Source organism: Salinicoccus kekensis (genome assembly GCF_900220995.1).
GTDB classification, from domain to species: Bacteria; Bacillota; Bacilli; order Staphylococcales; family Salinicoccaceae; genus Lacicoccus; species Lacicoccus kekensis.
On record NZ_OBQF01000001.1, the window covers coordinates 834,732 to 858,365 of the forward strand.

The following is a 23,634-nucleotide window of genomic DNA, read 5'->3' on the forward strand; positions in this document are numbered from 1 at the left end:
GGAAAATCCCTCGGGTTTATTTTTGTGTTCAACGGTTTAAATATTCTTTTATATATGCGACCTTGTCCACTGCTTCCCACGGTGCGTCCAGATCTTCACGCCCGAAATGGCCGTAGCTTGCCGTGTCCTTGTAGATCGGCCGCTTCAGATCCAGCATTTCAATGATGCCGTCCGGTGATAAGTCGAACAGTGCACGGATCGCCTCGACGATTTCCGTTTCACTGATATCCGAAGTGCCGAAAGTGTCGACTGCAATGGATACAGGCTGGCTGACGCCGATGGCGTATGCGAGCTGTATCTCACATTTATCACATATGCCGCTTGCCACGATGTTCTTTGCGATGTACCTGGCAGCATAGGCAGCCGAACGGTCGACTTTCGTCGGGTCTTTTCCGCTGAATGCGCCGCCGCCGTGGCGTGCATACCCGCCGTAAGTGTCCACGATGATCTTCCGGCCGGTCAGGCCCGCGTCACCCTGGGGTCCGCCGATGACGAACCTGCCTGTCGGATTGATGAAGTAACGCGTTTCCGAATCAAGAAGATGCTGCGGCACCACCGCTTCAATGACGTGCTCAAGCAGGTCATCGTAAATCTGCTGAGTCGAAACGCCCTCACTGTGCTGCGTGGAGATGACGATGGTATCCACCCGCTTCACATTATCTTCCTCATCATATTCGACCGTCACCTGCGTCTTGCCGTCCGGCCTCAAGTAATCGAGTGAGCCGTTCTTCCTGACTTCAGCCAGCTGCTTGGACAGCTTATGTGCAAGGGAGATCGGCAGCGGCATCAGTTCAGAAGTTTCATTTGATGCATAGCCGAACATGAGGCCCTGGTCCCCTGCCCCTGTCGTCACTTCATCGGTCTTCCTCGTCTCTATCGCATTATCCACACCGACTGCGATATCTTCAGACTGCTCATCGATGCCTGTCAGGACCGACATCGTCTTGTAATCATAACCGTATTTTGCATCGATGTAGCCGATGCCCTTCACCGTCTCCCTCACGATTTTGGGGATGTCCACGTAAGTCTCGGTGCTGATTTCACCGACGATCAGTGCAAGACCTGTGTTGACCACCGTCTCACATGCCACACGCGCATCCTTATCCCGTGTGAGGATTTCATCCAGAATCGCATCCGAAATCTGGTCCGCTATTTTATCAGGATGACCTTCGGTCACCGATTCCGATGTAAATAAAATTCTTTCGCCCATTTTTGTATATTGCTCCTTTAAGTTATTGGCTATCTCTTAAAACAAAATAAAGTCTTTTCTCAAACATAGAGAAAAGACTCCGCTCTTCCCCTTATCGCTCAGAATACTCTGCGTTCTTTAGCACCTTTCTTTAATAAAAAGAGGTTGCTGGGCTTCAACGGGTCTGTTCCCTCCACCTGCTCTGGATAAGAGATAACTCAGGTTATAATATACTAGAATGGCTGCGACAATACAAGAGGATCAGTTTTCTCAGTCCAGGTTATCCACGGCATACTGCGCCTCTTCGGCCGTGAACTGCTCCCCGTATTCCGATATCAGCTGGTCATATATCGCGGCGTTCGACATGCTCATGATTTCCCTGTAAGACTTTGCAGACTCCAATGCATTCGCATTCCAGTCCCACTCCATGGTGTCCACAGCATACTGTGCTGCTTCAGCCGGGAAATTCTCGCCGTATTCAGAGACGAGCTGATCGTAGATGCCGGCTTTTGACATATGCATGATTTCCGCATACGTATAGGCACTGTCAAGCGCCGCCTGCCATTCCGCCGGCACGTCATCCCCCGATGCCGCTTCCTCAGTGTCACCGATATCACCGGTGCCGAGGTCTGCCTCAGCTTCATCCTCTTCTGCGTGGAGGGAAGAAATGTCCTCTTCCAATGATGCGATCTTGCCGTTCAATTCATCGTTTTCCGTTTCCAAATCTTCGACTTCAGACGCCAGGGCCTCATTTTCCTCCTGCAGTTCGGAATTCATTTCTTGAAGCTCTTCATTCTCATTCTGCAGTCCAGTAATTTCTTCATCATCACCTTCACCGCCGGCAGCTTCTTCAGCCTGATCCCTCAATTCCTGGTTTTCTTCTTCCAGGTTTCCGATCTCTTCATTCAACTGCTCGTTTTCAGCTTCTGTCTCAGCGAGTGCTTCAGACACTTCATCAGTTGCGGTATCAGATTCCGCTTCAGGGCTGCAGCCGCTTAAAAGTATCATTATTCCAAGCCCTGATCCTACAAAGAATTTTTTCATGACTTTTACTCCCCTTCTAAATATTTACATATAAGTATATAGCATTTTATTTGTGAAGTAAGAGGGAATATCCTTTTATTTCAAATATTACGAATAATGAATTAATATTATTATATAATAAGTATAAAATGTATCTTTTATAAAAGGTTATCTTAACATTTTATTTCACAGATAGTATGATGAAAGGTAAACGTGAATAGTCCCATTTTTAATGTGTTACATCATTTGATAATGTGTTATACTATTTGCGAATAGTCATCAAATTCTACTCCTGGAGGCATACATATGGTCAACCATTCTGAATTAATTTCCAAGCTGGTATCCAAAGATACCACAAAAGTTCAACTTTCCACTCCCCATCTGGTCACCGCTTCACTCAGAAGAGGCGAAGGCGCACTGACGGACACAGGCGCACTCAGGGCAGAAACTGGAAAGTACACCGGGCGCAGTCCCAAAGACCGCTTCATCGTTGAAGATAATGTTTCGGACCATAAAATCGACTGGGGTGAAGTGAACCAGCCCATTTCCGAAGAAGTATTCGACAATCTCTTCGAAAAAGTGATTGATCATCTGAACAGCAAAGATGAGACATTCGTATTCAAAGGTTATGCAGGGGCTGACGAACGCACACGCCTGAACCTGCAGGTCATCAATGAGTTCAGCTGGCACAACCTTTTCGTACAAAACCTCTTCATCCGTCCGGACACCAAAAAGGAAGCCTTGAATATCGATCCTGAATTCACCATCGTCTCCGCACCGAACTTCAAGGCCGATCCTGAAACGGATGGTACAAACTCAGAGGCATTCGTCATCGTCTCCCTTAAAAAGGGCATCATCCTGATCGGCGGTACGGAATATGCCGGCGAAATGAAGAAATCCATCTTCTCGATCATGAACTATCTGCTTCCGGAGCAGGGTGTCATGAGCATGCACTGCTCTGCAAACGTCGGCGAAAATAAGGATGTCGCTTTGTTCTTCGGCTTGTCCGGGACAGGCAAGACGACATTATCAGCCGATCCCCACCGTGACCTGATCGGTGACGACGAGCACGGCTGGAACGACGAAGGCGTCTTCAACATCGAAGGCGGCTGTTATGCGAAGACCATCGACCTCTCAGCGGAAAAAGAACCTGAGATTCACGGCGCCATCCGGTTCGGTGCAGTTCTTGAGAACGTCGTCCTCGATGAAGACGGCGCACCGGACTATGAGGATAATTCACTGACTGAAAACACACGTGCAGCCTACCCGCTCCACCATATCGACAATGCACGCATCCCTTCAGTGGCCGGCCATCCGCAGACGATCATCTTCCTGACGGCAGATGCTTTCGGTGTGCTTCCTCCGATCAGCAAGCTCGACCGTGATCAGTCGATGTACCATTTCTTAAGCGGCTTCACTTCCAAGCTTGCAGGTACTGAAAGAGGTGTCACAGAGCCGCAGCCGGTATTCTCTTCCTGCTTCGGTTCACCGTTCCTTCCATTAGAAGCGACCGTCTATGCGAAAATGCTCGGCCGTCTGATTGAAAAACATGACGTGAACGTCTACCTGGTGAACACCGGATGGACCGGCGGCGGTTACGGCGTCGGACGCCGCATGGACCTTAAACATACACGCACGATGATCCGCCGCGCAATCAGCGGAGAGCTTGAACTCGGCGAATTCGAAAAGGATGAAGTGTTCGGCCTGAATGTCCCTGTCACGATTACAGGTGTACCCGACGAACTGCTGATGCCTAAAAATACATGGCTGGATGAAGACGGCTATGACGAGCGTGCGAACAAACTGAAAGATCTGTTCAAGGAAAACTTCTCCAAATTCGGTGAAGAATCAAAAGAAATCGCTGAAAAAGGCGGATTCTAATAACACCTTTAAATAATATGAAACCCATCTGAGTTTTCTCAGATGGGTTTTTACATTACATGTGGAAATCCATCCACTTAGGTTACTTTTACAAAGTGCATTACATATAAATATTATAGAACCATATATTAGGTGGTTTGCTTAATATATTCCGTTATGTTAACGTTGATAATGTCGTACAAAAAATAAAGCATTGAAAAGCTTAATTAAGGAATGGGTATTTTGAGTGTGATAGAAATTAAAAATGTCACCAAAGTGTTTGGGACATACACCAAAGAAGTGGAACAGTTATTACATAATAATGCATCCAAAGATGAAATTCTGGATGCGACCGGCGCCACCGTCGCTGTAAAATCCGCGAATCTGGCAATCGAACAAGGTGAAGTCTTCGTCGTCATGGGCCTGTCGGGCAGCGGCAAGTCGACCTTGATCCGGCTGATCAACCGTTTGATCGAGCCGACCGTCGGTGATTTGATGATCAAAGGGAAAAATGTTGCGAAACTGAGCGCCGGGGAACTGAGGAATTTCAGAAGGGAAAACTTGAGCATGGTTTTCCAGAACTTCGCCCTCTTCCCTTTCAAGAGTATATTGGAGAATGCGGCATTCGGCCTTGAGGTGCGCAGCATTCCGAAAAAAGAACGTCTTGAAAAAGCGCGGCATGCGCTTGAGCTGGTCGGCCTCGGCGGTTATGAGAACCAGAAGCCGAACCAGCTGTCGGGCGGCATGCAGCAGCGTGTGGGACTCGCCCGAGCGCTCGCAAGCGACACCGATATTCTGCTGATGGACGAAGCGTTCTCCGCCCTCGATCCCCTGATCCGGAAAGAGATGCAGGGAGAATTGCTCCAGCTTCAGCAGAAGATGCAGAAGACCATCGTCTTCATCACCCATGATCTCGATGAAGCGCTGAGCATCGGGGACCGCATCGCCTTGATGAAGGACGGGGAAATCGCGCAGGTCGGCACACCTGAGGAAATAGTGACCAATCCGGCCAATGACTATGTCAAAGCTTTCGTGAAGGACATCGACCGTTCGAAAGTGTTGAAAGTCAAACACATCATGCGTCCGGCGAATCCGCAGGAAAACACCGATGCCAACCCGGCAATAGATGCCGAAGCCCTCTTATATGAATCTTATTATTCATTCAAGAACGGCGTCAGGGAACTCACTGTGAAGGATAAAGGCGAAGTCGCCGGCATCGTGGAGTTCGAGAAGGTATTCGAAGTTTTATCCATAGGAAATGAGGTGGAAGAAGATGTTAGATAATCTCCCCCGCCTCCCCCTTTCAGAATGGACTTCTGACTTTGTCAGATGGGTCACCAGCGCCTTCGACTTCATTTTCGATCCGATCAACAACTATCTCGGGACTTTGATGGGTTGGATCATCAATATACTGGAGTTTATACCGCCTATAATATTCATCCTGATTGTGATGGGCCTGTCAGTCATCTTCATGAAGAAGAAGATCCTCTCCCCCATCCTTATAGGCATCGGCCTTCTGTTCATACAGAACCAGGGATTATGGGAGAACTTCATTGATACGACGACGCTCGTCATCATCAGTGGATTGATATCGATCGTGATCGGTGTGCCGCTCGGCATATTGATGTCGAAGAGCGACATTTTTGAAACGATCATGAAACCGATACTCGATCTGATGCAGACGATGCCGGCATTCGTCTACCTGATACCGGCAGTGGCATTTTTCGGTATCGGCATGGTGCCCGGTGTGTTTGCATCGGTGATTTTCGCTTCACCGCCGACGATCAGATTGACCAACCTCGGCATCAGGCAGATTTCGACGGAATTGAATGAAGCAAGTGACTCATTCGGTACCACACCAATGCAGAAACTGCTCAAAGTGCAGCTGCCCCTCGCAAGCCCGTCCATCATGGCGGGCATCAACCAGACGATCATGCTTGCACTTTCGATGGTCGTCATCGCATCCATGATCGGTGCGCCGGGATTAGGTACAGAAGTATTGAGCTCGCTCCAAAGGGCTCAAGTTGGACCAGGATTTGTTGCGGGACTTGGAATCGTCATATTGGCAATCATCATTGACCGATTCACCCAGTCCGGCAGTACAAATAAATAAAATATATACAGGAGGATTCATTATGAAGAAATGGCATCTTTTATTTCTTACAGCCGCTCTGACACTCGTGCTTGCTGCATGTGGTGATGAGGGCGCGGAAACAGACACTGGCGAAGAAGACAGTGCAGACAACACCGGAGAAGAAGGTTCTGAAGCATCAGGCGATCTTGGCGAGGAAGACCTCACACTTTCATATGTGGAGTGGGATTCGGAAATCGCATCCACACACGTGATCCAGAAAGTCCTGCAGGATGAAGGCTACAACGTTGAAATCACACCTTTGGACAACGCAGTGATGTGGCAGTCCATCGCAACGGATGAGGCGGATGCGATGGTCAGTGCATGGCTGCCGCTGACACACGGTAACCTGTACGAAGAATACGAAGGCGACATTATCGACCTCGGGCCGAACCTTGAAGGTGCGGCAATCGGCATGGTCGTCCCTGAAGACTTCCCTGTCGATTCAATCGCCGACCTCGGCGATGAAGCAGGTCAGACCGTGACGGGCATCGAACCAGGTGCAGGCGTCGTCCAGGCAGCTGAAAGAGCCGTTGACGAAGATTACGAAAACTTGAGTGACTGGGAAGTCCAGACTTCATCATCAGGCGCAATGGCGACTGAGCTCAGAAGCGCGGTTGAGAACGGTGAAGAGATCGTCGTGACCGGATGGTCACCACACTGGAAGTTCCAGGAATTCGACCTCAAATACCTTGAAGATCCGGAAGGCTCATTCGGGGAAGCTGAGACGATCAACACGATCGTAAGAGAAGACCTTGAAGCAGACAGCCCGCATGCGTACAGTGTACTCGATAATTTCCATTGGGAAACTGACCACATGGAAGAAGTGATGCTTGAAATCGAGCAGGGTGCTTCTCCACAGGAAGCTGCTGAAACATGGGTTGAAGACAACGCCGATCTAATATCAGAGTGGACTGAGTAAAATAAAGATCCCCTGACATCCGTTTGAGATGTCAGGGGATTTTTTTGATCGTTTCTGTATTTATCATTTATGCGATTTGAACGGAAATTTCCAGCGCGTGTGATCGGTTTTTATTGTCTAATCCGATTTGAAGCGCTTGATTTGCTGCCTGAAATCGGTTTTTATGAGTGTATCCGATTTGCAGGCCTTTATTTATCCCGTGAGATCGGTTTGCCCAAGCATATCCGATTTGAGCCTCAAATTACAGGTGTGCAAATCGCTTTTCAAACGGAATTCCGATCTGCGGGAATATTTATTCCCCTTCAAATCGGAAAACCCATTATCTAAAGAATACATTTCCCTGGCTCTCTTCATATAAATACCGGATGCACTCATCTTCCAGAAGCACACTTCTCTCCTCACCCGGGATGTCGTCGACGGCGTCAAAAGTCTCGGGGCCGTGGGTCTCCATATATTCGCACCTGAAGGAGAGGTCGCGCACTTCAACATAGAAGACGGCCTTGTTGAACGGCTTTTCCGCATGCACTGTGTAGGTCCCGATGAATTTCAAATCCTCCACGGAAGCGCCGGTCTCCTCGAACAGCTCCCGCTGCACCGCTTCTTCCGGCGTCTCCCCCGCTTCGACTTTTCCGCCGGGGAATTCCACGCCGCGGACTTTATGGCGGGTGAACAAGTATTTCTGATTGAACTTCGGTATTGCCAGCACATGTCCCGTATCATCCAGCCGCTCTTCAGTGAATGTCACTCTTCTGCCTTCAAAATCCGTAAATTCCTTCATATCATCAGCATCCTTTATTTGCCTAATCTCGGTATACCCTTTATCATTATTATGTATAAAATAATAAAAAATCTGGTGAAATCATGAAAAAGATAGTCATATATGTCTTCCGTTTCTATCAAAAAGCCATCTCGCCGATGTTCCCGCCTTCATGCAGGTTTAACCCGACATGCAGCAATTACGGCATAGAAGCGGTTCAGGAACACGGGGCGCTGAAGGGCAGCTACATGGCTGTGAAGCGCATCCTGAAATGCCATCCGTTCCATCCGGGCGGCTATGATCCTGTACCCTTGAACCCCAAAAATTATCCCGACGGCAAATCAAATCACTAGTCCGGCCTCCCGGACTGGTGATTTTTTATATACTTTTCATAATTTTTCTGCCGGGAGACTTTGCCCGTCGATGTCATGATGACTTCATCAACGAAATGAATTTCACTCGGCATCTTATATCTTGCGAGCGTCTCCGTGAGATGCTTCAGGATATCCTCTTTGATCCCGGCATCACCCTGGACCAGGAGGACCGGGGTCTCGCCCCACTGCACATCCTGTGCTTTTATGACGACGCAGGTCTCCACGCCGTCCACTTCATGCACCCTGTCCTCAATCTCTTTTGGATAGATGTTTTCTCCACCGCTGATGATCAAGTCTTTCCGCCGGTCCAGTATATAAAGATACCCTTCTTCATCCAGCCGGGCGAGATCGCCGGTCCTGAAATAACCGTCCACCGTCTCCATATCGGCATTCAAATATCCGGGGGTGACATTTTCCGCCCTCACCAGCAGTTCACCGCCTGCATCCACTTTCAACTCGACATTGTGAAGCGCCTTTCCGACGGTACCGTCCAGGATTTTCCCATCAGTGTAAGGAATCGAGACGATCTGCGAGCACGTCTCCGTCATGCCGAATGAGTTGTATACCGGGAGCCCGTTATCGAGTGCTTCCTTGAGCACTTTTTTCGTCACACCCGCCCCGCCAAGCAGTATCCCTTCAAGATTTTCTCCAAAGTCGCTGCCGGCTTTCAACAGCCGCTGCAGCATTACGGGTACGAGGCTCGTATGTGTAACTTTTTCGTCTTTCAGCAATTTAAAAATCTTCTCCTCATCGAATTTATCCACGAGGATGTTCGTGCACTGTGCGATGACGCACCTCAATACAATAGACAGGCCGGAGATATGGAAGATCGGGTTTACCTGCAGCCATACACTGTCTGCACCATATCCGAACCTCTTCTCACAGCCTTTGGCGGAGGCGTAATGGTTGGAATACGTCTGCTTGACGGCCTTTGCCCGGCCCGTCGTCCCTGATGTGAACATGATGGAGAGTATATCATCCCCGTTGATGGGACGCTCTTCCAGTGGGACAGGCGCCAGATCATACAACGTCTCAAAACGGACCACTTCAAAGCCTTTCATCTCAAGCGGTTTTGTCGCTATGATCATCTTGACGCCGACATCATTCAATTGCTGCCTGATTTCATGGGGCGTGAGCCTTGTATTGATGAAAACCATCTCGACGCGGGCCTGCATCATTGCATGGATGAGCTTCAATGATTCGGGTGAGTTGTAGATGAAGACACCGATTCTGTCCTCGCCGAGGGACTTTATCCTGTCGGCAAGGGTCTGCGCCTCCCTGTACAGTGCTTCATATGTGATTGTTTCGGAATTGAACTTGACGGCGGTTTTCTCCGGCGCCGCTTCACTTGCCGTTTTCAGCCAGTTCTCCATATTGGACACCTCAAAAAACCCATCGCTCGGATGGGTTTGATTTTTACGGGAATTTCGGGAATTGATCGAAATCCGGTTTCCTTTTCTCTTTGAATGCATCGCGGCCTTCTTTCGCCTCTTCCGTCGTATAGTACAGAAGTGTCGCATCGCCCGCCATCTGCTGGAGGCCGGCGAGGCCGTCCGTGTCGGCGTTCATGGCAGCTTTCAGGAAACGGAGTGCAGTCGGTGAGTGTTCCATCATCTGCTCACACCACTTGATCGTTTCATCTTCCAGGCTCTCAAGCGGCACCACCGTGTTGACAAGACCCATTTCAAGCGCCTCGTCCGCATTATACTGGCGGCATAAGTACCAGATTTCGCGTGCTTTCTTATGTCCGACGATTCTTGCGAGGTATCCTGAGCCGTATCCTGCATCGAATGAACCGACTTTTGGACCGGTCTGTCCGAATCTTGCATTGTCAGCAGCAATCGTCAGGTCACAGACGACATGGAGCACATGGCCGCCGCCGATCGCATAACCTGCAACCATTGCCACAACCGGTTTCGGGATGACGCGGATCAGCCTTTGAAGGTCGAGTACGTTCAGTCTCGGAATCTCATCTTCCCCGACGTAACCGCCGTGACCGCGCACTTTCTGGTCCCCGCCTGAACAGAATGCAAGGTCGCCTTCACCAGTTAAAATGATGACGCTGATATCCTGGTTGTCGCGTGCACGGGTGAATGCATCGATCATCTCCTGGACCGTGAGCGGTGTGAATGCATTGCGCACTTCCGGACGGTTGATCGTGATCTTGCCGATGCCGTTGTAATACTCATATTTTATCTCTCTGTATTCTTTTAACGTTTGCCATTCTACTGCCATAATCATTTGCCTCCTAAGTTAAAAACTCTGATATCATTGTATCAAATTTTTTCTGCGATTCTAAATGAATGTTGTGTCCGGCGCCCTCCACGACCTCAAATCTTGCATGAGGTATGCTTTCCTGCATCTCTTCGTTGATGGAGACGAACTTCCCATCCCGCTCCCCGGCGATCAGCAGCACCGGCATTTTAAGTTCAGCCAGCCTGTCCCAATACGCCGGCTGGACGCCTGTGCCGTATTTCCTGAGACTGTCCGCCACTTCTTCCGGTACTTGCGATTCCCGCATCTTCCGCTGCTCATGGAACGTCTCTTCCGTCAGGGACTGCTGCGACTGGAATAAACCCATGCTCTCCCATTCATCCAGGAAAGCCCGGTAATCATCCGTGATCTTCACTGCCCGCTCTTCATCGATCGCCTGTCGCGCTTCCCTGTCAGACGCGGTCTTGAGACCCGGGGAGGCACTTTCCAGCATCAATGAACGGACGCGCTCCGGATGGAGTATGCCGAACGATAAAGCGACCCTGCCGCCCATGGAGTAGCCGAAGACGTGCACTTCACACAGTCCGAGCTCATCCAGCTTATTTTCAAGGGCGCCGGAGAGCACTTCCATATCATAATCATGTCCCGTGCTCCGTGTGCCCCCGAAACCCGGCAGGTCGATATAGAGTATGTTGAACCGGCCGCTGAGGGCATCACCCACCTTGCTCAGACTGCCCGAGTCGGCCATGAAGCCGTGCAGCAGCAGCACGGTTTCATCACAACCGTTGTCGCTGAAGTGATGATGCAACTTAAATTTCAAATTTTTTCACCAGCTGTCCAATTTCTTTTTTGAGTGCCTGATGTGAATTCAGGTTATCGGTGCGGTCGGTCATGATTTCAATCAGGTTCCTGCCGGATTTTGGAATCACCAATTCATTAAGGTCAGCTGTCGATTCGATTTTGGAGTAAGTGAAGTCATAAAGTTTTGCGGTATGTTCAAAGTCCAGTCCGAGCGGTGTGCCGAACAATCGCTCGAAATGGTCTTTATTTTCGTACTGCGGCAAAAAGTTGAATATGCCGCCGCCATCATTGTTGAACACGACGATGTTGATGTCGATATCATTCAATTTTGCCATGACGAGGCCGTTCATATCATGATAAAGTGCGATATCCCCGATGACGAGCGTGACGCTGTCACTTGCAGCCATCGCAATCGCAGTCGAGACCACGCCATCAATCCCGTTCGCCCCGCGGTTGGCATAGATTTTATGCTTGAGCCGCGTGTCATAACGCTCGACATCCCGAATCGGCATGCTGCTCGAGGCGAAAATGATCCCGTCCGGTGAACGCCTGAGGACTTCATGCATGAAACGCCCTTCATCATCGTAGTCCCCGATTCTTTCTTCGATATGATTTTTCATCTCCCGGTCGAGCCTGGTGAACATCTCCTTCACCGGTGACGCTCCACCGGTCCCGATCAGCTCTTTAAGTATCGCACCGGCATCTCCCGTGTAAACCGTTCCCGGCGGCACCGGGAATGTTTTCAGGCCGTCGTATTCACTGATCAATATCTGTGGAACCGAAGAATTGCCCAGGAAGCGGTTCGTCAGCTTCGATGTGACGGGTTCCCCGACACGCACGATGTAATCGAGTGCATTTTCGAGCTGCCCCAGCTGTTCTTCCGAAAAAGTTGAGAACATCAGATCGTGCGTCGTGACGATATGTTCACTGCCGAGGCGTGCATGCTGCCTCGGGTCTGCGATCACCGTGACATTTTCCTGGCTGAAGACCGCCTCCAAATCATCAAGTGGACGTGACGTCTCACCGAGGATGATCAGTATGTCACCCGTCAGTTTTTCAACATTGTTATGGATCGTCCGTTCCACCGTTTCGATTTTTTTCCTGTGGAATAAATCCGTCCGGCTCAAATCCGGCATCAGCGGCTCACGGATCGGGATGTTGAAATGGACCGGTCCTGTATTCGTACCTGTAAAGAACTGCGCAGCCTGCATCACTTTCGTCTCTATGAGGCCCTTATAATCCTGCGTCCCTTCAGCAACCGGCAGTTCCGTGTAGTATGAAACGTAATTGCTGTACATATCCGCCTGATCGATCGCCTGCGGCGCACCGATATTTTGGAGTTCCGCCGGCCTGTCTGACGTCATGATCACGAGCGGCGAACGGCTGAGGCCCGCTTCAGCGACCGCCGGCGTATAGTTTGCCGCAGCAGTCCCGGAAGTACATATCAGCCCCACCGGCTTCCTGTCTTTCTTCCCGAGCCCGAGGCCGAAAAACGCGGCACTCCGCTCATCCGGATGGATATATGTCGTGATCTCCGGATGGATTTCTGCAGCCAGCGCGAGCGGCGTGGACCTTGAGCCCGGCGAGATGACGACTTCCTCCATGCCACGTGCGTAAAGGCAGTCGATCAGATTGAAGACCTGCGTGGTCAATGCTTCCTGATGATTCAATTCTCCACCTCCAAAACATTCATCATCGGTGTGAATTTCACGTCCGTTTCCTGGAATTCCTTTTCCGATGACGAACCTTTCACGATGCCGCATCCGGCAAAAAGGGTCGCACTTGTCCTGGAGACGAGCATGGAGCGCAGGCTCACGACGAACTCTGAGTCGTTATTATCATGGATGAGCCCGATCGGTGCTGCATACAGACCCCGTGTGCCGTATTCCTGATCCTTGATGTAGTCTTTCGCGATTTTTTTCGGCAGTCCGCCGACTGCAGGTGTCGGATGGATCGCCTGCAGTATATCGAATACTTCGATGCCGTCATTCAGACTGACTTTAATCGGGGTGTGCAGATGATATATATATTTATTTTTCAGGATATGGGGCACTTCATCATATTCGATGATGTAACTGAAAGGCTTCAAGTCTTCAACAATCGACTGCCTCACCAGTTCATGCTCATAACGGTTCTTCTCATCGTGCAGGAGAAAATTCTGCTGATACGTATTATCATCCTCATCATCCGTCCTTGGGGCGGAACCCGCTATCGCATTCGTCCAGAGCTGGTTGTCTTCGATTTCAAAGAGGCGCTCGGGTGATTTCGAAACGAAAGCACTCGTGCCCTTTTCATAGTAGACGGTATAAGTTTCTTTCTCATCCTTCAGACGGTCCAGTATGAACAGCGGGTCGATGCCGGATTTGAATGTGATCAGGCGCTGCCTGGCAAGGACGACTTTCATGAAAGTCTCCTCATCGAGCACTTCCACCGCTTCATCCACAAGTTCTTTCCATTCATCCGGGAAGATGTCCTTGATGATGCTGACTTCAGCCTTTTCATAAGCGTCGGGTTCCGTCTGTGATAGCCCACTCAGTACCTCCGACAAATCCGCCAATGCCTCCGTCAGCTTCTGCGAATGCTGCGGGATGGTATAAAAAACTTCCTGACGCACCAGATCGAACTGATAGACCGGCAGATGGAATTCGACCATCTGGAAATCGGACCATTCATCGTTTGTATCTTTATCATCGAATTTCACCCCGCCGAATAAACTCAGGCGCGATGACAAATCACCATTGAGCGGTACCATCTGTATGCTGTTGTAAAGATCGTTTTTCTCGGAAGTTAAGGATGCTGCTTTGAATTTGTCCCTGGAGATACTCTTCCTGTATCCTATACCGATATTGTCAAATCCACCGTCTTTCGACTGGAACCAATAGCGCTCGCCCGCATAATCCTTGAAATAAGTGAACAACTGGGCATGGCTGATATCATATTCGTGAATCGGTATATGTAAAGTGATATATTTTGAATCAGAGTCTATAATCACTTCCTCGACTAAATCTTCATATTCTACCAAATTCATTCTTTTACACTTCTTTCTCCATAGATACTCATATTTTATCATTTATTGGCTATACTGTGTATCCAGAGTTATCATTTAAGGCGACAAATATGATAATATTAACTCGTCAACTTAAAGGTAAAGGAAGATGAATGTGCAAGGTCCAGATACTCATACAGGCATCAAAAAATACATAAGCTTAACGAGACCCCATACGCTGACTGCAAGTTTCGTCCCCGTCCTCGTCGGAACCTTCAGCGTCCTGCTGTTCGGCCCGATAAGGTGGGACATGTTCATAGCCATGCTGGTTGCAACGCTACTGATACAGTCCGCGACCAATATGTTCAATGAATACTTCGATTACAAGCGCGGGCTCGATACCCGCGACTCTGTCGGCATTGCAGGTGCAATCGTGAGGAACGGCATGTCCCCGCGGTCCGTCTTCAATATCGCGGTCATATTCTACATCATCGCTGCAGCCATCGGACTTTATATCGCGTTCAATTCATCACTGTGGATACTCGTCATCGGAGTGGTGTCGATGGCGGTCGGATATTTTTATACCGGCGGCCCCGTCCCGATTTCCTGGACGCCTTTCGGTGAAATCTTTGCCGGGCTCTTCATGGGCACGGTGATCATCATGATCACGTTTTTCATCCATACGGGCACGCTCCACTACTTCCCGCTGCTGATGTCCATACCGGTCGCGATCACCATCGGGCTCCTTAATATGGCAAATAATATAAGGGACCGTAAGAAAGATCAGGAAAGCGGACGTAAAACATTCGTCATCCTCGTCGGCAAGCCGGTTGCGGTACTCACGTCTGCAGCACTGCTCGCCTTCTGCTACGTCTTCCTGATATGGATTGCGCTTTTCGAATCCTTCGGTTCGGTATTCCTGCTTCTGCCATTGTTGTCCGCCCCGCTCGCATTCAAAACCGTCGTGAAGTGGAAAAATGGCGACACCCCGGTCGAACTGATTCCGGCAATGGCTTCCATGGGCAAATTGAATACGATGTTCGGCCTGCTGCTGTCGATCGGTCTCCTGATTTACGGCATCACCGGCATCTGATGAAAAACCTCTTCGAATGAAGAGGTTTTTTCATTTCCCCCAACATATCAGAAATTCCAGCGACAGCATATGAAAAGCTGCTGTAAAACAATAATTCCATATAATTTAAGGGGAAACCCGCTTCATTACTTCAAAATCCGGAATAAAAATTGATTATTTGTCAAAATATTATTATAATTGTGATGTATCTATAAATTAGGGGGAAACTAAAGATGAGTCTAAAAAAATATTTGCTCGCAGGCGGACTTTCCACAGTTCTGCTTCTTGGAGCGTGTAACGGGGATGACACCACCGAAGAAGAAACTGATGATGCAGCAACAGAAGAAGCCGGGGAAACTGGAGAAGATACTGCTGATGAGGAGGAAGAAGAGGAAGAAGAAGAAGATACAGCAGCCGAGGAGGATGCTGGATCCGAAGATTCGGCCGACAGTGAATCAGGCAGCGATGGAGAAATTACATATTCAGGTGAATATGGAGACTTTGTTGTGGCCGGTTTCGAACAGTACACTTTAGAACCGGAAGAAGCTGAAGAGGAAGAAGAGGAGGAGGAAGAAGAGGAAGCTGAAGAAGCCGAACCGACTGAACTTGTACTCATCGAATTTGAATATACAAACAACGGAGATGTACCGACGACTCCGGAAGAAGCTTTCGGACTTGAGATGGCTGTAAGACAGCTGGCTGAAAGCGGAGATATAACGCTGGATAACCTGACTATGGATCTGCCTGAAGACCATGAGCAATCAGACCTTGTCGACCAATCAGTCGAACTTGTCGAGCCAGGTGAATCAGCCACTGCTCTTGTAGCCTACGGCCCTGTGGACACTACGCTTGAAACAGCACTTCAAAGCCGTAATGACGATTCTCTCAATGAAACGATCGAACTGGAAGACACCGGCACTGAAGAAACCGATGACGAAGAAGAAGAGGAAGAAGAGGATTCCGAAGAGTAAAAGTGAATTTACAGGATGCCTCAGGGCCCGGGTTTATGAACCCCGGCCCTTTTTTCAATATCGTTCTGCTTGATTTTTACACCTCACATGTTGTTATAATGAATTCAGAGCTAATTGGAGGGGTAAAAGATGGTGGATATTAATCTTAAGACAATTGATGAATCTGAGGAAGAAGTCATCGTGAAGAATCATTCTTTCCAGGATGAGGGAGAAGCGAAAGATCTGTATTATAAATTGACGGAGGAGTATGCGGAACAATCCGTACCTTTCTTTGAAAAAGATGAAAAACTGATTAAAATCGAACTGGTGAAAAAAGACTCGGATGAAATGGATTCCGAATGCTATTTGGAGTACAGCAGAGAGCTGCTCCACAGCCTGAGCGAAAGAATCTGAATATGATCCCGGCCAGCTGAAATCAAAAATGGCGGCTCATCGTGATACCTGATGAGCCGCCATTTTTTCATGCCTTTTATATGCCCGGTCATTTAAACACCGGCTTCAATATGATATCGACATCCTTGTTTTCCCTCACGGTGATTTTTATCTCGTCCGGCATTTCATCCAGGTAATATGAATAAGTCATCTCTTCTTTCGGCTGCACCACGGTCGTGCCGAGGAAATTCATGCTGATTAGATGACTGATGTCACGGATGCGCTTTGAATCAATCCGGACGATATCACCGTCCACTTCTTCCGGTGCCTTGAAGCTCGGGTGATGTCCATTATCGAAAATTTCAGTGCCGTTCGAATATAACCTGACATCTGTCAGGACCACAGACTGATCCGATTCATTCGACACTTTGAAACGGTACAATTTTTCATCGTCCATCTCATCTTTAGTGGTCTGCTCATCCTTCAACTTGAGCTTCACTGCCGACTTCCGTTTTACAAGGAGTATCTGCGCCAGGATTCCAATCAGCACCGCTGCGGCGATGATTAAAATTACAGAACCAATATCCATAAGCATCGACTGCCTTTTCTTCCAGACTACTGCAGCTTCCCTCTTGCAGAAACTGCAGCTTCATCCACCACTTCACCATTTTCCACGATATATGCTTTTTCGTAAAGGTTCGAGACCGGGCAGATGTGATTCATTATGATCTCGACTTTCTCGCCGATTTCCACTTCATCACTGAAATTCTTATCATAGATGATTGCATGTTCATCAAAGACACTGTCGACATGCACATCATCGAATCCGACGACCTTACCGAGTCCCTTCGTTGCGGTCAATCCGACCTTCCTGTGCTGCTGGGTGATGCCTTTGGCTCCGACATCGGTGATCACACGTTCATCTGTCGGTTTGCTGATGATGGTCGTCAGGATCGTTGCTGCACACGTGTCATTGTGGCCGAGTACATTGGCCTGTGACCCATCCATCAGTATATAGGTGCCCGGGCGGATTTCAGTGATGCCTTCAGGAATGTCGAAGCCGAGTACGAACGGCGGCGTGGAACCGATGCTGACGACCTCACATTCCATCCCATGATTACGTGCAAGACCTGCAAAGTGAAGTGTTCTCGCTGAACTGTCGTCATACAGTTCTTTCAATTCGTCGGTCGTCTGAGCTTTATACGTATGCCCGTCATGTGAGAATACACCTTTGAAGCTGACATTCCGGCTGTTTTTTATCTCATCCAGCAGGGCGGTGAAATCATCCGGCTGGATGATGCCCGAGCGCTTCTCCCCCACTTCGATTTCAATCATTACATTCGCTTTTTCATCCGCACCTTCGAATACTTCATCAATCTCCTTCACACTGTAGATGCTGTCCACACCGAAGGAGATGCTGACCGATTCGGATAATTTGCGTATCCGCCCCACCTTCGATCTGCCGATGATCTGGTTTGCGATGAAGATGTCACGGATGCCGGCTTCGGCCATGACTTCCGCTTCCCCTACTTTCGCCACCGTGATGCCGGCCGCACCCGCCTCCATCTGCATTTTGGCAAGCTTCGGCATCTTGTGGGTTTTAGTATGCGGCCTTAAGTTCACACCCTTACGGTCGGCATACTCCTGCATGGAAGTGATGTTCTGCTTCAAAATTTTACGGTCGATCAACAGTGCGGGTGTATCCACTTGAATGTCGTTCATCATCATTCTCTCCTGTCCATTGATTACATACCTCCACTATATATTTATTTGACTGAAAAATCCATACGGTCATTTCAAGCATCAAGAAAGACGGCATCGGCTGAAATAAACACCTGTTTAGTTGCATTTCACATACATATTGTTTGTAAGCGAATTTCAAAACCAGGCGTATATTTGTTATAATGAAGGGAATGTAACAAATTTCACTAAAAGGAGAAAACATATGTTAAGTATTAAAGGACTAACAAAAGTTTACCAGGGGAGTACAAAGGCTGTAGATGGCCTTTCCCTGGATATTAAACATGGGGAATTCATCGCCTTCATCGGCACATCCGGCAGTGGCAAAACGACTGCCCTCAGAATGCTTAACAGAATGATTGAACCCACATCGGGCACCATCACGATCAACGGCAAGGATGCCAGTAAGATGAATCCGGTGGAGCTGCGCAGAAAAATCGGTTATGTGCTGCAGCAGATTGGCCTGATGCCCCATATGACGATAAAGGAAAATATCGTACTCGTACCGAAATTATTGAAATGGCCCGAGGAGAAGAAAGAGGCAAAAGCGAAGGAACTGATCAAATTGGTCGATCTCCCGGAAGAATTCCTGGACAGGTATCCATCCGAACTGTCAGGCGGCCAGCAGCAGCGCATCGGCGTTGTACGCGCCCTCGCAGCGGAACAGGATATCATCCTGATGGATGAGCCTTTCGGTGCCCTCGACCCGATTACACGTGATACGCTTCAGGATCTCGTGAAAGAGCTTCAGAAGAAACTGAACAAGACGTTCATCTTCGTCACCCACGATATGGATGAGGCGATCAAACTGGCGGACAGGATATGCATCATGTCCGAAGGCAAGGTGCTGCAGTTCGACACGCCCGATAATATACTGCAGGCTCCTGCCAATGATTTCGTCCGGGACTTCATCGGTGAGAACCGCCTGCTGCAGGACCGTCCGAACATACGTACAGTAGAAGAAGTGATGAAAGTGCCGATCACCGTCAAAGTCGATGAATCATTGAGCAGTACGGTCAAAATCATGCGCGATAAACGGATCGACACGATCTTTGTGGTGAATAACGAGCAGAAGCTCCTGGGCTACCTGGATATAGAGGACATCCAGGAAGGCGTGCGCAAAAACACGGAGCTGATCGACATCATGGAACGTGATGTCTACAGGGTGAGGCTGGACTCCAAACTCCAGGATTCCATCCGCACCATCCTGAAGAGGAACGTACGCAACATACCGGTCGTGGATGAAGATAACATACTTAAAGGGCTCATCACCCGCTCCAACCTGGTCGACATCGTTTATGAATCCATATGGGGAGAAGATGAAGTCACTGGAGCTGATAGCCAATGATGGATTTCATAATGGAAAACAGGGCTGAACTGCTTGAGAAGACTTTGGAGCACTTCTACATTTCAATTTTTGCGCTTGTGATCGGGATTGTCATAGCGGTGCCGCTCGGCATACTGATCGCCAAGAATAAAAGGCTTGCCGGCATCATACTGACGACTGCGGGCGTCCTGCAGACGATTCCGACGCTTGCCCTGCTCGCTTTGATGATACCTTTATTCGGCATCGGGAAAACACCCGCGATCATTGCACTTGCGGCGTATATCCTCCTCCCTATGCTGAATAACACCATCATCGGTGTTCAGAGCATCTCTGGGGAAGTGAAGGAGGCCGCAAAAAGCATGGGCATGACGAATATGCAGCTCATGCGTTCCGTCGATTTCCCGCTGGCTCTGCCCTACATCATGTCAGGCGTGCGCTTATCGAGTGTATATGTCATCAGCTGGGCGACACTCGCAAGCTATATCGGTGCAGGCGGGCTCGGTGATTATGTTTTCCAGGGTCTGAACTTGTATGAACCAGTGATGATCCTTGTCGCTGCCATACTTGTAACAGCAATAGCGCTTATTACGGATGTGCTCCTTTCCTTTGTGGAAAGATGGTCAGTTCCGAAAGGCCTAAAAGTATCCAGATGAATAAGGAAGGAGATCGATTACAATGAAACAATACAGGAAAATATTCATAGTCATGCTGACCTCTTTACTGGTTTTGTCCGGATGCAGCCTGCCGGGGCTCGGCGGAGGTACCGACGACCCGATAAGGATCACATCACTCGATACGAGTGAATCACAGATCATGGCTCATATCGTGAGGCTCATGATTGAACATGACTCGGACGGCGAGCTGAATCCGACAATCATCAATAATCTCGGCGCATCTACACTGCAGCATAACGCAGTATTGAACGGTGATGCGAATATGTCGGCGATCCGCTATTCAGGGACCGAAATGACAGGTCCGCTCGAACAGGAGCCGATCAATGACCCTGAACTGGCAATGGAGACGGCCAAAGAGATATTCTCGGAGCGTTTCGATCAGATTTACTTCGATTCCTATGGTTTTGACAATTCCTATGCGTTCATGGTGACCAAGGAGACAGCCGAGGAATATGACCTCGTAACGACATCCGACCTTGAAGAATACAAGGATGAGCTGCGCTTCGGCGTGGACACCACCTGGCTGAACCGTCCCGGTGATGGTTATGACGGTTTTACGGAACACTACGGCTTTTCATTCGGCAGCATCAGTCCGATGCAGATCGGCCTGGTGTATGATGCACTGGACACCGGAAGCCTGGAAGTCGCACTCGGCTATACATCCGACGGCCGCATCGCAGCTTACGACCTCGTCGTCCTGGAAGATGATAAACAGTTCTTCCCGCCTTATGACGCTGCACCCCTTGCCACAAAGGAGCTGCTCGATGAATATCCGGAACTGATGGATACCATGGATAAGCTTGATGGCATCATCACGACGGACGTGATGCAGCAGCTGAACTATGAAGCGGACGGCCAGGGTAAGGAGCCTGCGATCGTCGCCGAGGAATTTTTGGAAGCGAACCATTATTTCGAGAACCCGGAAAGTGAGGATCAGTCATGACTGGAAATATCGTTACAGACTTTTTCAATTACTATATCGTGAACGGCGGCTACATGTTTGAGCTGTTTTTCAACCATCTGCTGATGTCAGTATATGGAGTGATTTTCGCTTCCATAGTCGGCATCCCCGTCGGGATACTGATTGCACGCTTTTCAAAACTCTCCGGCCTGGTCATCACATTGACCAATATCATTCAGACGATTCCCGTCATCGCGATGCTCGCCATCATGATGCTCGTGATGGGGCTCGGAAGCACCACGGTTGTGATCACCGTATTCTTCTACGCCCTTTTGCCCATCATCAAGAACACATACACCGGCATATCGAACGTCGATTCAAACATTAAAGATGCCGGTAAAAGTATGGGCATGACACGCAACCAGGTGCTGACCATGGTGGAACTGCCGCTTGCACTGTCGGTCATCATCGGCGGCTTAAGGATTGCGCTTGTGGTGGCGATAGGCGTCGTCGCCGTCGGCTCATTCATCGGCGCGACCACCCTTTCAGACGTCATCATCCGCGGGACGAATGCTTCCGACGGAACGGTCTTCATACTCGCCGGTGCGGTCCCGATCGCAATCATTGCAGTGATTGTGGATATCATCCTGAGACTCATTGAAAGAAGGCTCGATCCGACAAGGAGGAAGAAAGCACCAAGTGAAAAGAACCACCGTGTACAGACCATCAATTGAATAAAAAAAAGAGCTGACGGAAAATGATTCGTCAGCTCTTTTACTTATTCACACGCATGACCGTCATTGTCCCTGTCCATCTTCGACTGGTATGCCGGATGGTCGGATGGCACGCCGTCCGGGAAGACTTCACGCAGTTCGGTGCAGTTTGCGAAATTATAATTTCCTGTATCTGCCGAAGTATCGGCAGGTTCCTCAATGGAAGTTTCCGCCGAGCTGGATGAACTTATCTCACATGCATAGCCGTCATTGTCCCTGTCCATCTTGGACTGATATGCCGGGTGATCGGACGCCACACCATCCGGGAAGACTTCACGCAGCTCAGTGCAGTTTGCGAAGTTATAAGATCCGGTATCCGTGCCGCCTCCATCATCTGCAGGCTCTTCAACAGCCGGTTCTTCTTCGTAGTTGAAGCCTTCCCCGCCCTCATTGACATAACCCGGAATCGACCAGATGCCGAGGCCGTTATCTTTCGCATACTGCTCGGCGACCTTGAAATCTTCCAGATACCGCTGCTGCTCATAGATGTAACCGACCCTGGCGAGACCCTCTTCAAGCAGGACTTCATGTACGTTCACATCGTCTGCATAAAGATAGACAAGCTCCCTTCCATAATGATCCTGCTTATCGCCGTCATCATATTCTATGTACAGCTGACCAGCTCCATTCAGGAGATCGGTGAGCCTTTCAGAAGCCTCCGGACCGTATGGCTGTACCGGCTCATTCGGATGGACGGTTTCCGGCGTATCGATCAACAATAACCTCAAGTTCAGATTGTTGCCATCCTCGTCGATGACATGGACCGTATCACCATCCACAACACGGTATAGCTGAACAGGTATCAGTCCATTTTTGACAACATCTTCTTCCTCTGTTTGCTTCTCGGCTTCAGTCTCTTCTGCCGCTTGCTCTTCCTCCGCCTGTTTCTCGGCTTCAGTCTCTTCTGCCGCTTGCTCTTCCTCCGCCTGTTTCTCGGCTTCGGCCTTTTCTGCCGCTTGTTCTTCCTCCGCCTGTTTCTCGGCTTCGGCCTTTTCTGCAGCTTGTTCTTCCTCCGCCTGTTTCTCGGCTTCGGCCTTTTCTGCAGCTTGTTCTTCTTCCGCCCTCTGCTCGGCTTCGGTTTCTTCAGCATCTTCTTCCTCAGTCATTTCATCGATGCCCGCTTCTACAGCGATTTCTCCACTGTCCAAGTGCTCTTCTGTTCCCTCCGGATCTGCAGACAGACCAATCACAACGAATGATAACACCATCAAGCCGAGCGTGATGCCCGTCGTACGGTTGAATTTTCCTCTTTCATTATATTTATTTTTGTAATTCCGGTTGAACAAAAGAGACAGCACCAGTCCGGCAGTCGCCATTAAAAGTATGCCGGTGAATATATCTGCGATGCCGACAGTGCTGCTCACAGCAGTATATAAGAGCATAAGCAAAATTGTCACTGATGCAGATATGGTGGTGCCTTTCCATAAATCATTCTGCGACTCACCGCCCACGCTCCGACTGTAAAGTGCCCTGAGGTAAATTCCCAAAGTGACTAGCACCCCGGTGAATATTAAAGGTAAAAAAATGAAACCCACTGCTCCCGCCTC

23 protein-coding genes and 1 riboswitch are annotated in these 23,634 nt (G+C 49.2%); of the genes, 12 read left to right on the top strand and 11 right to left on the bottom strand.

Annotated elements, in window-relative coordinates; translation table 11 throughout:
* Nucleotides 1-28: 28 nt before the first annotated feature.
* Nucleotides 29-1,210 (bottom strand): methionine adenosyltransferase, encoded by a 1,182-nt coding sequence (gene metK, locus CRN96_RS04135; RefSeq protein ID WP_097039422.1) that lies wholly within the window; start codon nucleotides 1,208-1,210, stop codon nucleotides 29-31.
* A gap of 88 nt (nucleotides 1,211-1,298) precedes the next feature.
* Nucleotides 1,299-1,402: riboswitch (SAM riboswitch) on the bottom strand.
* A 57-nt stretch (nucleotides 1,403-1,459) separates the two neighbouring features.
* Nucleotides 1,460-2,233: an Ltp family lipoprotein gene (locus tag CRN96_RS04140; RefSeq protein WP_245844536.1), complete on the bottom strand. Its 774-nt coding sequence runs from the start codon at nucleotides 2,231-2,233 to the stop codon at nucleotides 1,460-1,462.
* 285 nt (nucleotides 2,234-2,518) lie between these two features.
* Between CRN96_RS04140 and pckA the strand changes: the two genes are divergently transcribed.
* The 4 genes from pckA (at nucleotide 2,519) to CRN96_RS04160 (ending at nucleotide 7,125) form a co-directional block, all read left to right on the top strand.
* Nucleotides 2,519-4,093 (top strand): phosphoenolpyruvate carboxykinase (ATP), encoded by a 1,575-nt coding sequence (gene pckA, locus CRN96_RS04145; protein ID WP_097039424.1) that lies wholly within the window; start codon nucleotides 2,519-2,521, stop codon nucleotides 4,091-4,093.
* A gap of 222 nt (nucleotides 4,094-4,315) precedes the next feature.
* On the top strand, nucleotides 4,316-5,356 hold the full coding sequence (locus tag CRN96_RS04150) for a quaternary amine ABC transporter ATP-binding protein (protein ID WP_097039426.1): 1,041 nt from the start codon (nucleotides 4,316-4,318) through the stop codon (nucleotides 5,354-5,356).
* Complete coding sequence (locus tag CRN96_RS04155) at nucleotides 5,346-6,185, top strand: ABC transporter permease (RefSeq protein ID WP_097039428.1); 840 nt, start codon at nucleotides 5,346-5,348, stop codon at nucleotides 6,183-6,185. The genes CRN96_RS04150 and CRN96_RS04155 overlap by 11 nt, the downstream gene beginning before the upstream one ends.
* Nucleotides 6,186-6,207: 22 nt before the next feature.
* Nucleotides 6,208-7,125, top strand: a complete 918-nt coding sequence (locus CRN96_RS04160) for a glycine betaine ABC transporter substrate-binding protein (RefSeq protein ID WP_097039430.1) — start codon at nucleotides 6,208-6,210, stop codon at nucleotides 7,123-7,125.
* 319 nt (nucleotides 7,126-7,444) lie between these two features.
* On the opposite strand, the gene CRN96_RS04170 is transcribed toward CRN96_RS04160, so the two are convergent.
* Nucleotides 7,445-7,903, bottom strand: a complete 459-nt coding sequence (locus tag CRN96_RS04170; protein ID WP_097039434.1) for an NUDIX domain-containing protein — start codon at nucleotides 7,901-7,903, stop codon at nucleotides 7,445-7,447.
* 83 nt (nucleotides 7,904-7,986) lie between these two features.
* Between CRN96_RS04170 and yidD the strand changes: the two genes are divergently transcribed.
* The gene (gene yidD / locus CRN96_RS04175) at nucleotides 7,987-8,235 is read left to right on the top strand and encodes a membrane protein insertion efficiency factor YidD (RefSeq protein ID WP_097039435.1); all 249 of its coding nucleotides are present in this window, start codon (nucleotides 7,987-7,989) and stop codon (nucleotides 8,233-8,235) included.
* On the opposite strand, the gene menE is transcribed toward yidD, so the two are convergent.
* From menE to CRN96_RS04200, 5 genes are read right to left on the bottom strand one after another with little or no spacing between them, the layout of a single operon-like run.
* Nucleotides 8,232-9,629, bottom strand: coding sequence for an o-succinylbenzoate--CoA ligase (gene menE, locus CRN96_RS04180; protein WP_097039437.1), 1,398 nt, complete (start codon nucleotides 9,627-9,629; stop codon nucleotides 8,232-8,234). The two genes, yidD and menE, sit on opposite strands and share 4 nt — an antisense overlap.
* 43 nt (nucleotides 9,630-9,672) lie before the next feature.
* Complete coding sequence (gene menB, locus CRN96_RS04185; RefSeq protein WP_097039439.1) at nucleotides 9,673-10,491, bottom strand: 1,4-dihydroxy-2-naphthoyl-CoA synthase; 819 nt, start codon at nucleotides 10,489-10,491, stop codon at nucleotides 9,673-9,675.
* 13 nt (nucleotides 10,492-10,504) lie between these two features.
* Complete coding sequence (gene menH, locus CRN96_RS04190; protein WP_245844537.1) at nucleotides 10,505-11,290, bottom strand: 2-succinyl-6-hydroxy-2,4-cyclohexadiene-1-carboxylate synthase; 786 nt, start codon at nucleotides 11,288-11,290, stop codon at nucleotides 10,505-10,507.
* A complete protein-coding gene (gene menD / locus CRN96_RS04195) occupies nucleotides 11,280-12,941 on the bottom strand; it encodes a 2-succinyl-5-enolpyruvyl-6-hydroxy-3-cyclohexene-1-carboxylic-acid synthase (RefSeq protein WP_097039441.1) in 1,662 nt (553 codons plus the stop codon). Before menD ends, menH begins: the two co-directional genes overlap by 11 nt.
* Complete coding sequence (locus CRN96_RS04200; protein ID WP_097039443.1) at nucleotides 12,938-14,299, bottom strand: isochorismate synthase; 1,362 nt, start codon at nucleotides 14,297-14,299, stop codon at nucleotides 12,938-12,940. The genes menD and CRN96_RS04200 overlap by 4 nt, the downstream gene beginning before the upstream one ends.
* A 127-nt stretch (nucleotides 14,300-14,426) precedes the next feature.
* Here CRN96_RS04200 and CRN96_RS04205 point away from each other — a divergent pair, with 127 nt between their 5' ends.
* The 3 genes from CRN96_RS04205 (at nucleotide 14,427) to CRN96_RS04215 (ending at nucleotide 16,693) form a co-directional block, all read left to right on the top strand.
* A complete protein-coding gene (locus CRN96_RS04205) occupies nucleotides 14,427-15,350 on the top strand; it encodes a 1,4-dihydroxy-2-naphthoate polyprenyltransferase (protein WP_097039446.1) in 924 nt (307 codons plus the stop codon).
* 212 nt (nucleotides 15,351-15,562) lie between these two features.
* Nucleotides 15,563-16,300 (top strand): DUF5067 domain-containing protein, encoded by a 738-nt coding sequence (locus CRN96_RS04210; protein ID WP_097039447.1) that lies wholly within the window; start codon nucleotides 15,563-15,565, stop codon nucleotides 16,298-16,300.
* Between the two features lie 129 nt (nucleotides 16,301-16,429).
* Nucleotides 16,430-16,693: a hypothetical protein gene (locus CRN96_RS04215; protein WP_097039449.1), complete on the top strand. Its 264-nt coding sequence runs from the start codon at nucleotides 16,430-16,432 to the stop codon at nucleotides 16,691-16,693.
* Between the two features lie 88 nt (nucleotides 16,694-16,781).
* On the opposite strand, the gene CRN96_RS04220 is transcribed toward CRN96_RS04215, so the two are convergent.
* Together CRN96_RS04220 and CRN96_RS04225 are read right to left on the bottom strand one after the other, a co-directional pair.
* Nucleotides 16,782-17,267, bottom strand: a complete 486-nt coding sequence (locus tag CRN96_RS04220; RefSeq protein ID WP_097039451.1) for a hypothetical protein — start codon at nucleotides 17,265-17,267, stop codon at nucleotides 16,782-16,784.
* A 20-nt stretch (nucleotides 17,268-17,287) separates the two neighbouring features.
* On the bottom strand, nucleotides 17,288-18,394 hold the full coding sequence (locus tag CRN96_RS04225; protein ID WP_097039453.1) for an alanine racemase: 1,107 nt from the start codon (nucleotides 18,392-18,394) through the stop codon (nucleotides 17,288-17,290).
* Nucleotides 18,395-18,617: 223 nt separating this feature from the next.
* On the opposite strand from CRN96_RS04225, the gene CRN96_RS04230 reads away from it, so the two are divergent.
* From CRN96_RS04230 to CRN96_RS04245, 4 genes are read left to right on the top strand one after another with little or no spacing between them, the layout of a single operon-like run.
* Entirely contained in the window at nucleotides 18,618-19,760 is a 1,143-nt protein-coding gene (locus tag CRN96_RS04230; protein WP_097039455.1) for a betaine/proline/choline family ABC transporter ATP-binding protein, read from the top strand.
* A complete protein-coding gene (locus CRN96_RS04235; RefSeq protein WP_097039457.1) occupies nucleotides 19,757-20,392 on the top strand; it encodes an ABC transporter permease in 636 nt (211 codons plus the stop codon). Before CRN96_RS04230 ends, CRN96_RS04235 begins: the two co-directional genes overlap by 4 nt.
* Nucleotides 20,393-20,414: 22 nt before the next feature.
* On the top strand, nucleotides 20,415-21,356 hold the full coding sequence (locus CRN96_RS04240) for an osmoprotectant ABC transporter substrate-binding protein (RefSeq protein WP_097039459.1): 942 nt from the start codon (nucleotides 20,415-20,417) through the stop codon (nucleotides 21,354-21,356).
* Nucleotides 21,353-22,048, top strand: a complete 696-nt coding sequence (locus CRN96_RS04245) for an ABC transporter permease (RefSeq protein ID WP_097039461.1) — start codon at nucleotides 21,353-21,355, stop codon at nucleotides 22,046-22,048. Before CRN96_RS04240 ends, CRN96_RS04245 begins: the two co-directional genes overlap by 4 nt.
* 44 nt (nucleotides 22,049-22,092) lie before the next feature.
* On the opposite strand, the gene CRN96_RS04250 is transcribed toward CRN96_RS04245, so the two are convergent.
* Nucleotides 22,093-23,451, bottom strand: a complete 1,359-nt coding sequence (locus CRN96_RS04250; RefSeq protein ID WP_179647089.1) for an excalibur calcium-binding domain-containing protein — start codon at nucleotides 23,449-23,451, stop codon at nucleotides 22,093-22,095.
* Nucleotides 23,452-23,634 lie beyond the last annotated feature (183 nt).

What these genes read in the sequence shown, in the direction of transcription:
- CRN96_RS04235 (WP_097039457.1), top strand. Translation starts at nt 19,757, where the DNA reads ATGATGGATTTCATAATGGAAAACAGGGCTGAACTGCTTGAGAAGACT.
- CRN96_RS04240 (WP_097039459.1), top strand. Translation starts at nt 20,415, where the DNA reads ATGAAACAATACAGGAAAATATTCATAGTCATGCTGACCTCTTTACTG.
- CRN96_RS04215 (WP_097039449.1), top strand. Translation starts at nt 16,430, where the DNA reads ATGGTGGATATTAATCTTAAGACAATTGATGAATCTGAGGAAGAAGTC.
- metK (WP_097039422.1), bottom strand. Translation starts at nt 1,210, where the DNA reads ATGGGCGAAAGAATTTTATTTACATCGGAATCGGTGACCGAAGGTCAT.
- CRN96_RS04225 (WP_097039453.1), bottom strand. Translation starts at nt 18,394, where the DNA reads ATGAACGACATTCAAGTGGATACACCCGCACTGTTGATCGACCGTAAA.
- yidD (WP_097039435.1), top strand. Translation starts at nt 7,987, where the DNA reads ATGAAAAAGATAGTCATATATGTCTTCCGTTTCTATCAAAAAGCCATC.
- menB (WP_097039439.1), bottom strand. Translation starts at nt 10,491, where the DNA reads ATGGCAGTAGAATGGCAAACGTTAAAAGAATACAGAGAGATAAAATAT.
- CRN96_RS04155 (WP_097039428.1), top strand. Translation starts at nt 5,346, where the DNA reads ATGTTAGATAATCTCCCCCGCCTCCCCCTTTCAGAATGGACTTCTGAC.
- CRN96_RS04160 (WP_097039430.1), top strand. Translation starts at nt 6,208, where the DNA reads ATGAAGAAATGGCATCTTTTATTTCTTACAGCCGCTCTGACACTCGTG.
- CRN96_RS04230 (WP_097039455.1), top strand. Translation starts at nt 18,618, where the DNA reads ATGTTAAGTATTAAAGGACTAACAAAAGTTTACCAGGGGAGTACAAAG.
- CRN96_RS04200 (WP_097039443.1), bottom strand. Translation starts at nt 14,299, where the DNA reads ATGAATTTGGTAGAATATGAAGATTTAGTCGAGGAAGTGATTATAGAC.
- CRN96_RS04245 (WP_097039461.1), top strand. Translation starts at nt 21,353, where the DNA reads ATGACTGGAAATATCGTTACAGACTTTTTCAATTACTATATCGTGAAC.
- CRN96_RS04140 (WP_245844536.1), bottom strand. Translation starts at nt 2,233, where the DNA reads ATGAAAAAATTCTTTGTAGGATCAGGGCTTGGAATAATGATACTTTTA.
- CRN96_RS04210 (WP_097039447.1), top strand. Translation starts at nt 15,563, where the DNA reads ATGAGTCTAAAAAAATATTTGCTCGCAGGCGGACTTTCCACAGTTCTG.
- CRN96_RS04220 (WP_097039451.1), bottom strand. Translation starts at nt 17,267, where the DNA reads ATGCTTATGGATATTGGTTCTGTAATTTTAATCATCGCCGCAGCGGTG.
- pckA (WP_097039424.1), top strand. Translation starts at nt 2,519, where the DNA reads ATGGTCAACCATTCTGAATTAATTTCCAAGCTGGTATCCAAAGATACC.
- CRN96_RS04205 (WP_097039446.1), top strand. Translation starts at nt 14,427, where the DNA reads ATGAATGTGCAAGGTCCAGATACTCATACAGGCATCAAAAAATACATA.
- CRN96_RS04170 (WP_097039434.1), bottom strand. Translation starts at nt 7,903, where the DNA reads ATGAAGGAATTTACGGATTTTGAAGGCAGAAGAGTGACATTCACTGAA.
- menE (WP_097039437.1), bottom strand. Translation starts at nt 9,629, where the DNA reads ATGGAGAACTGGCTGAAAACGGCAAGTGAAGCGGCGCCGGAGAAAACC.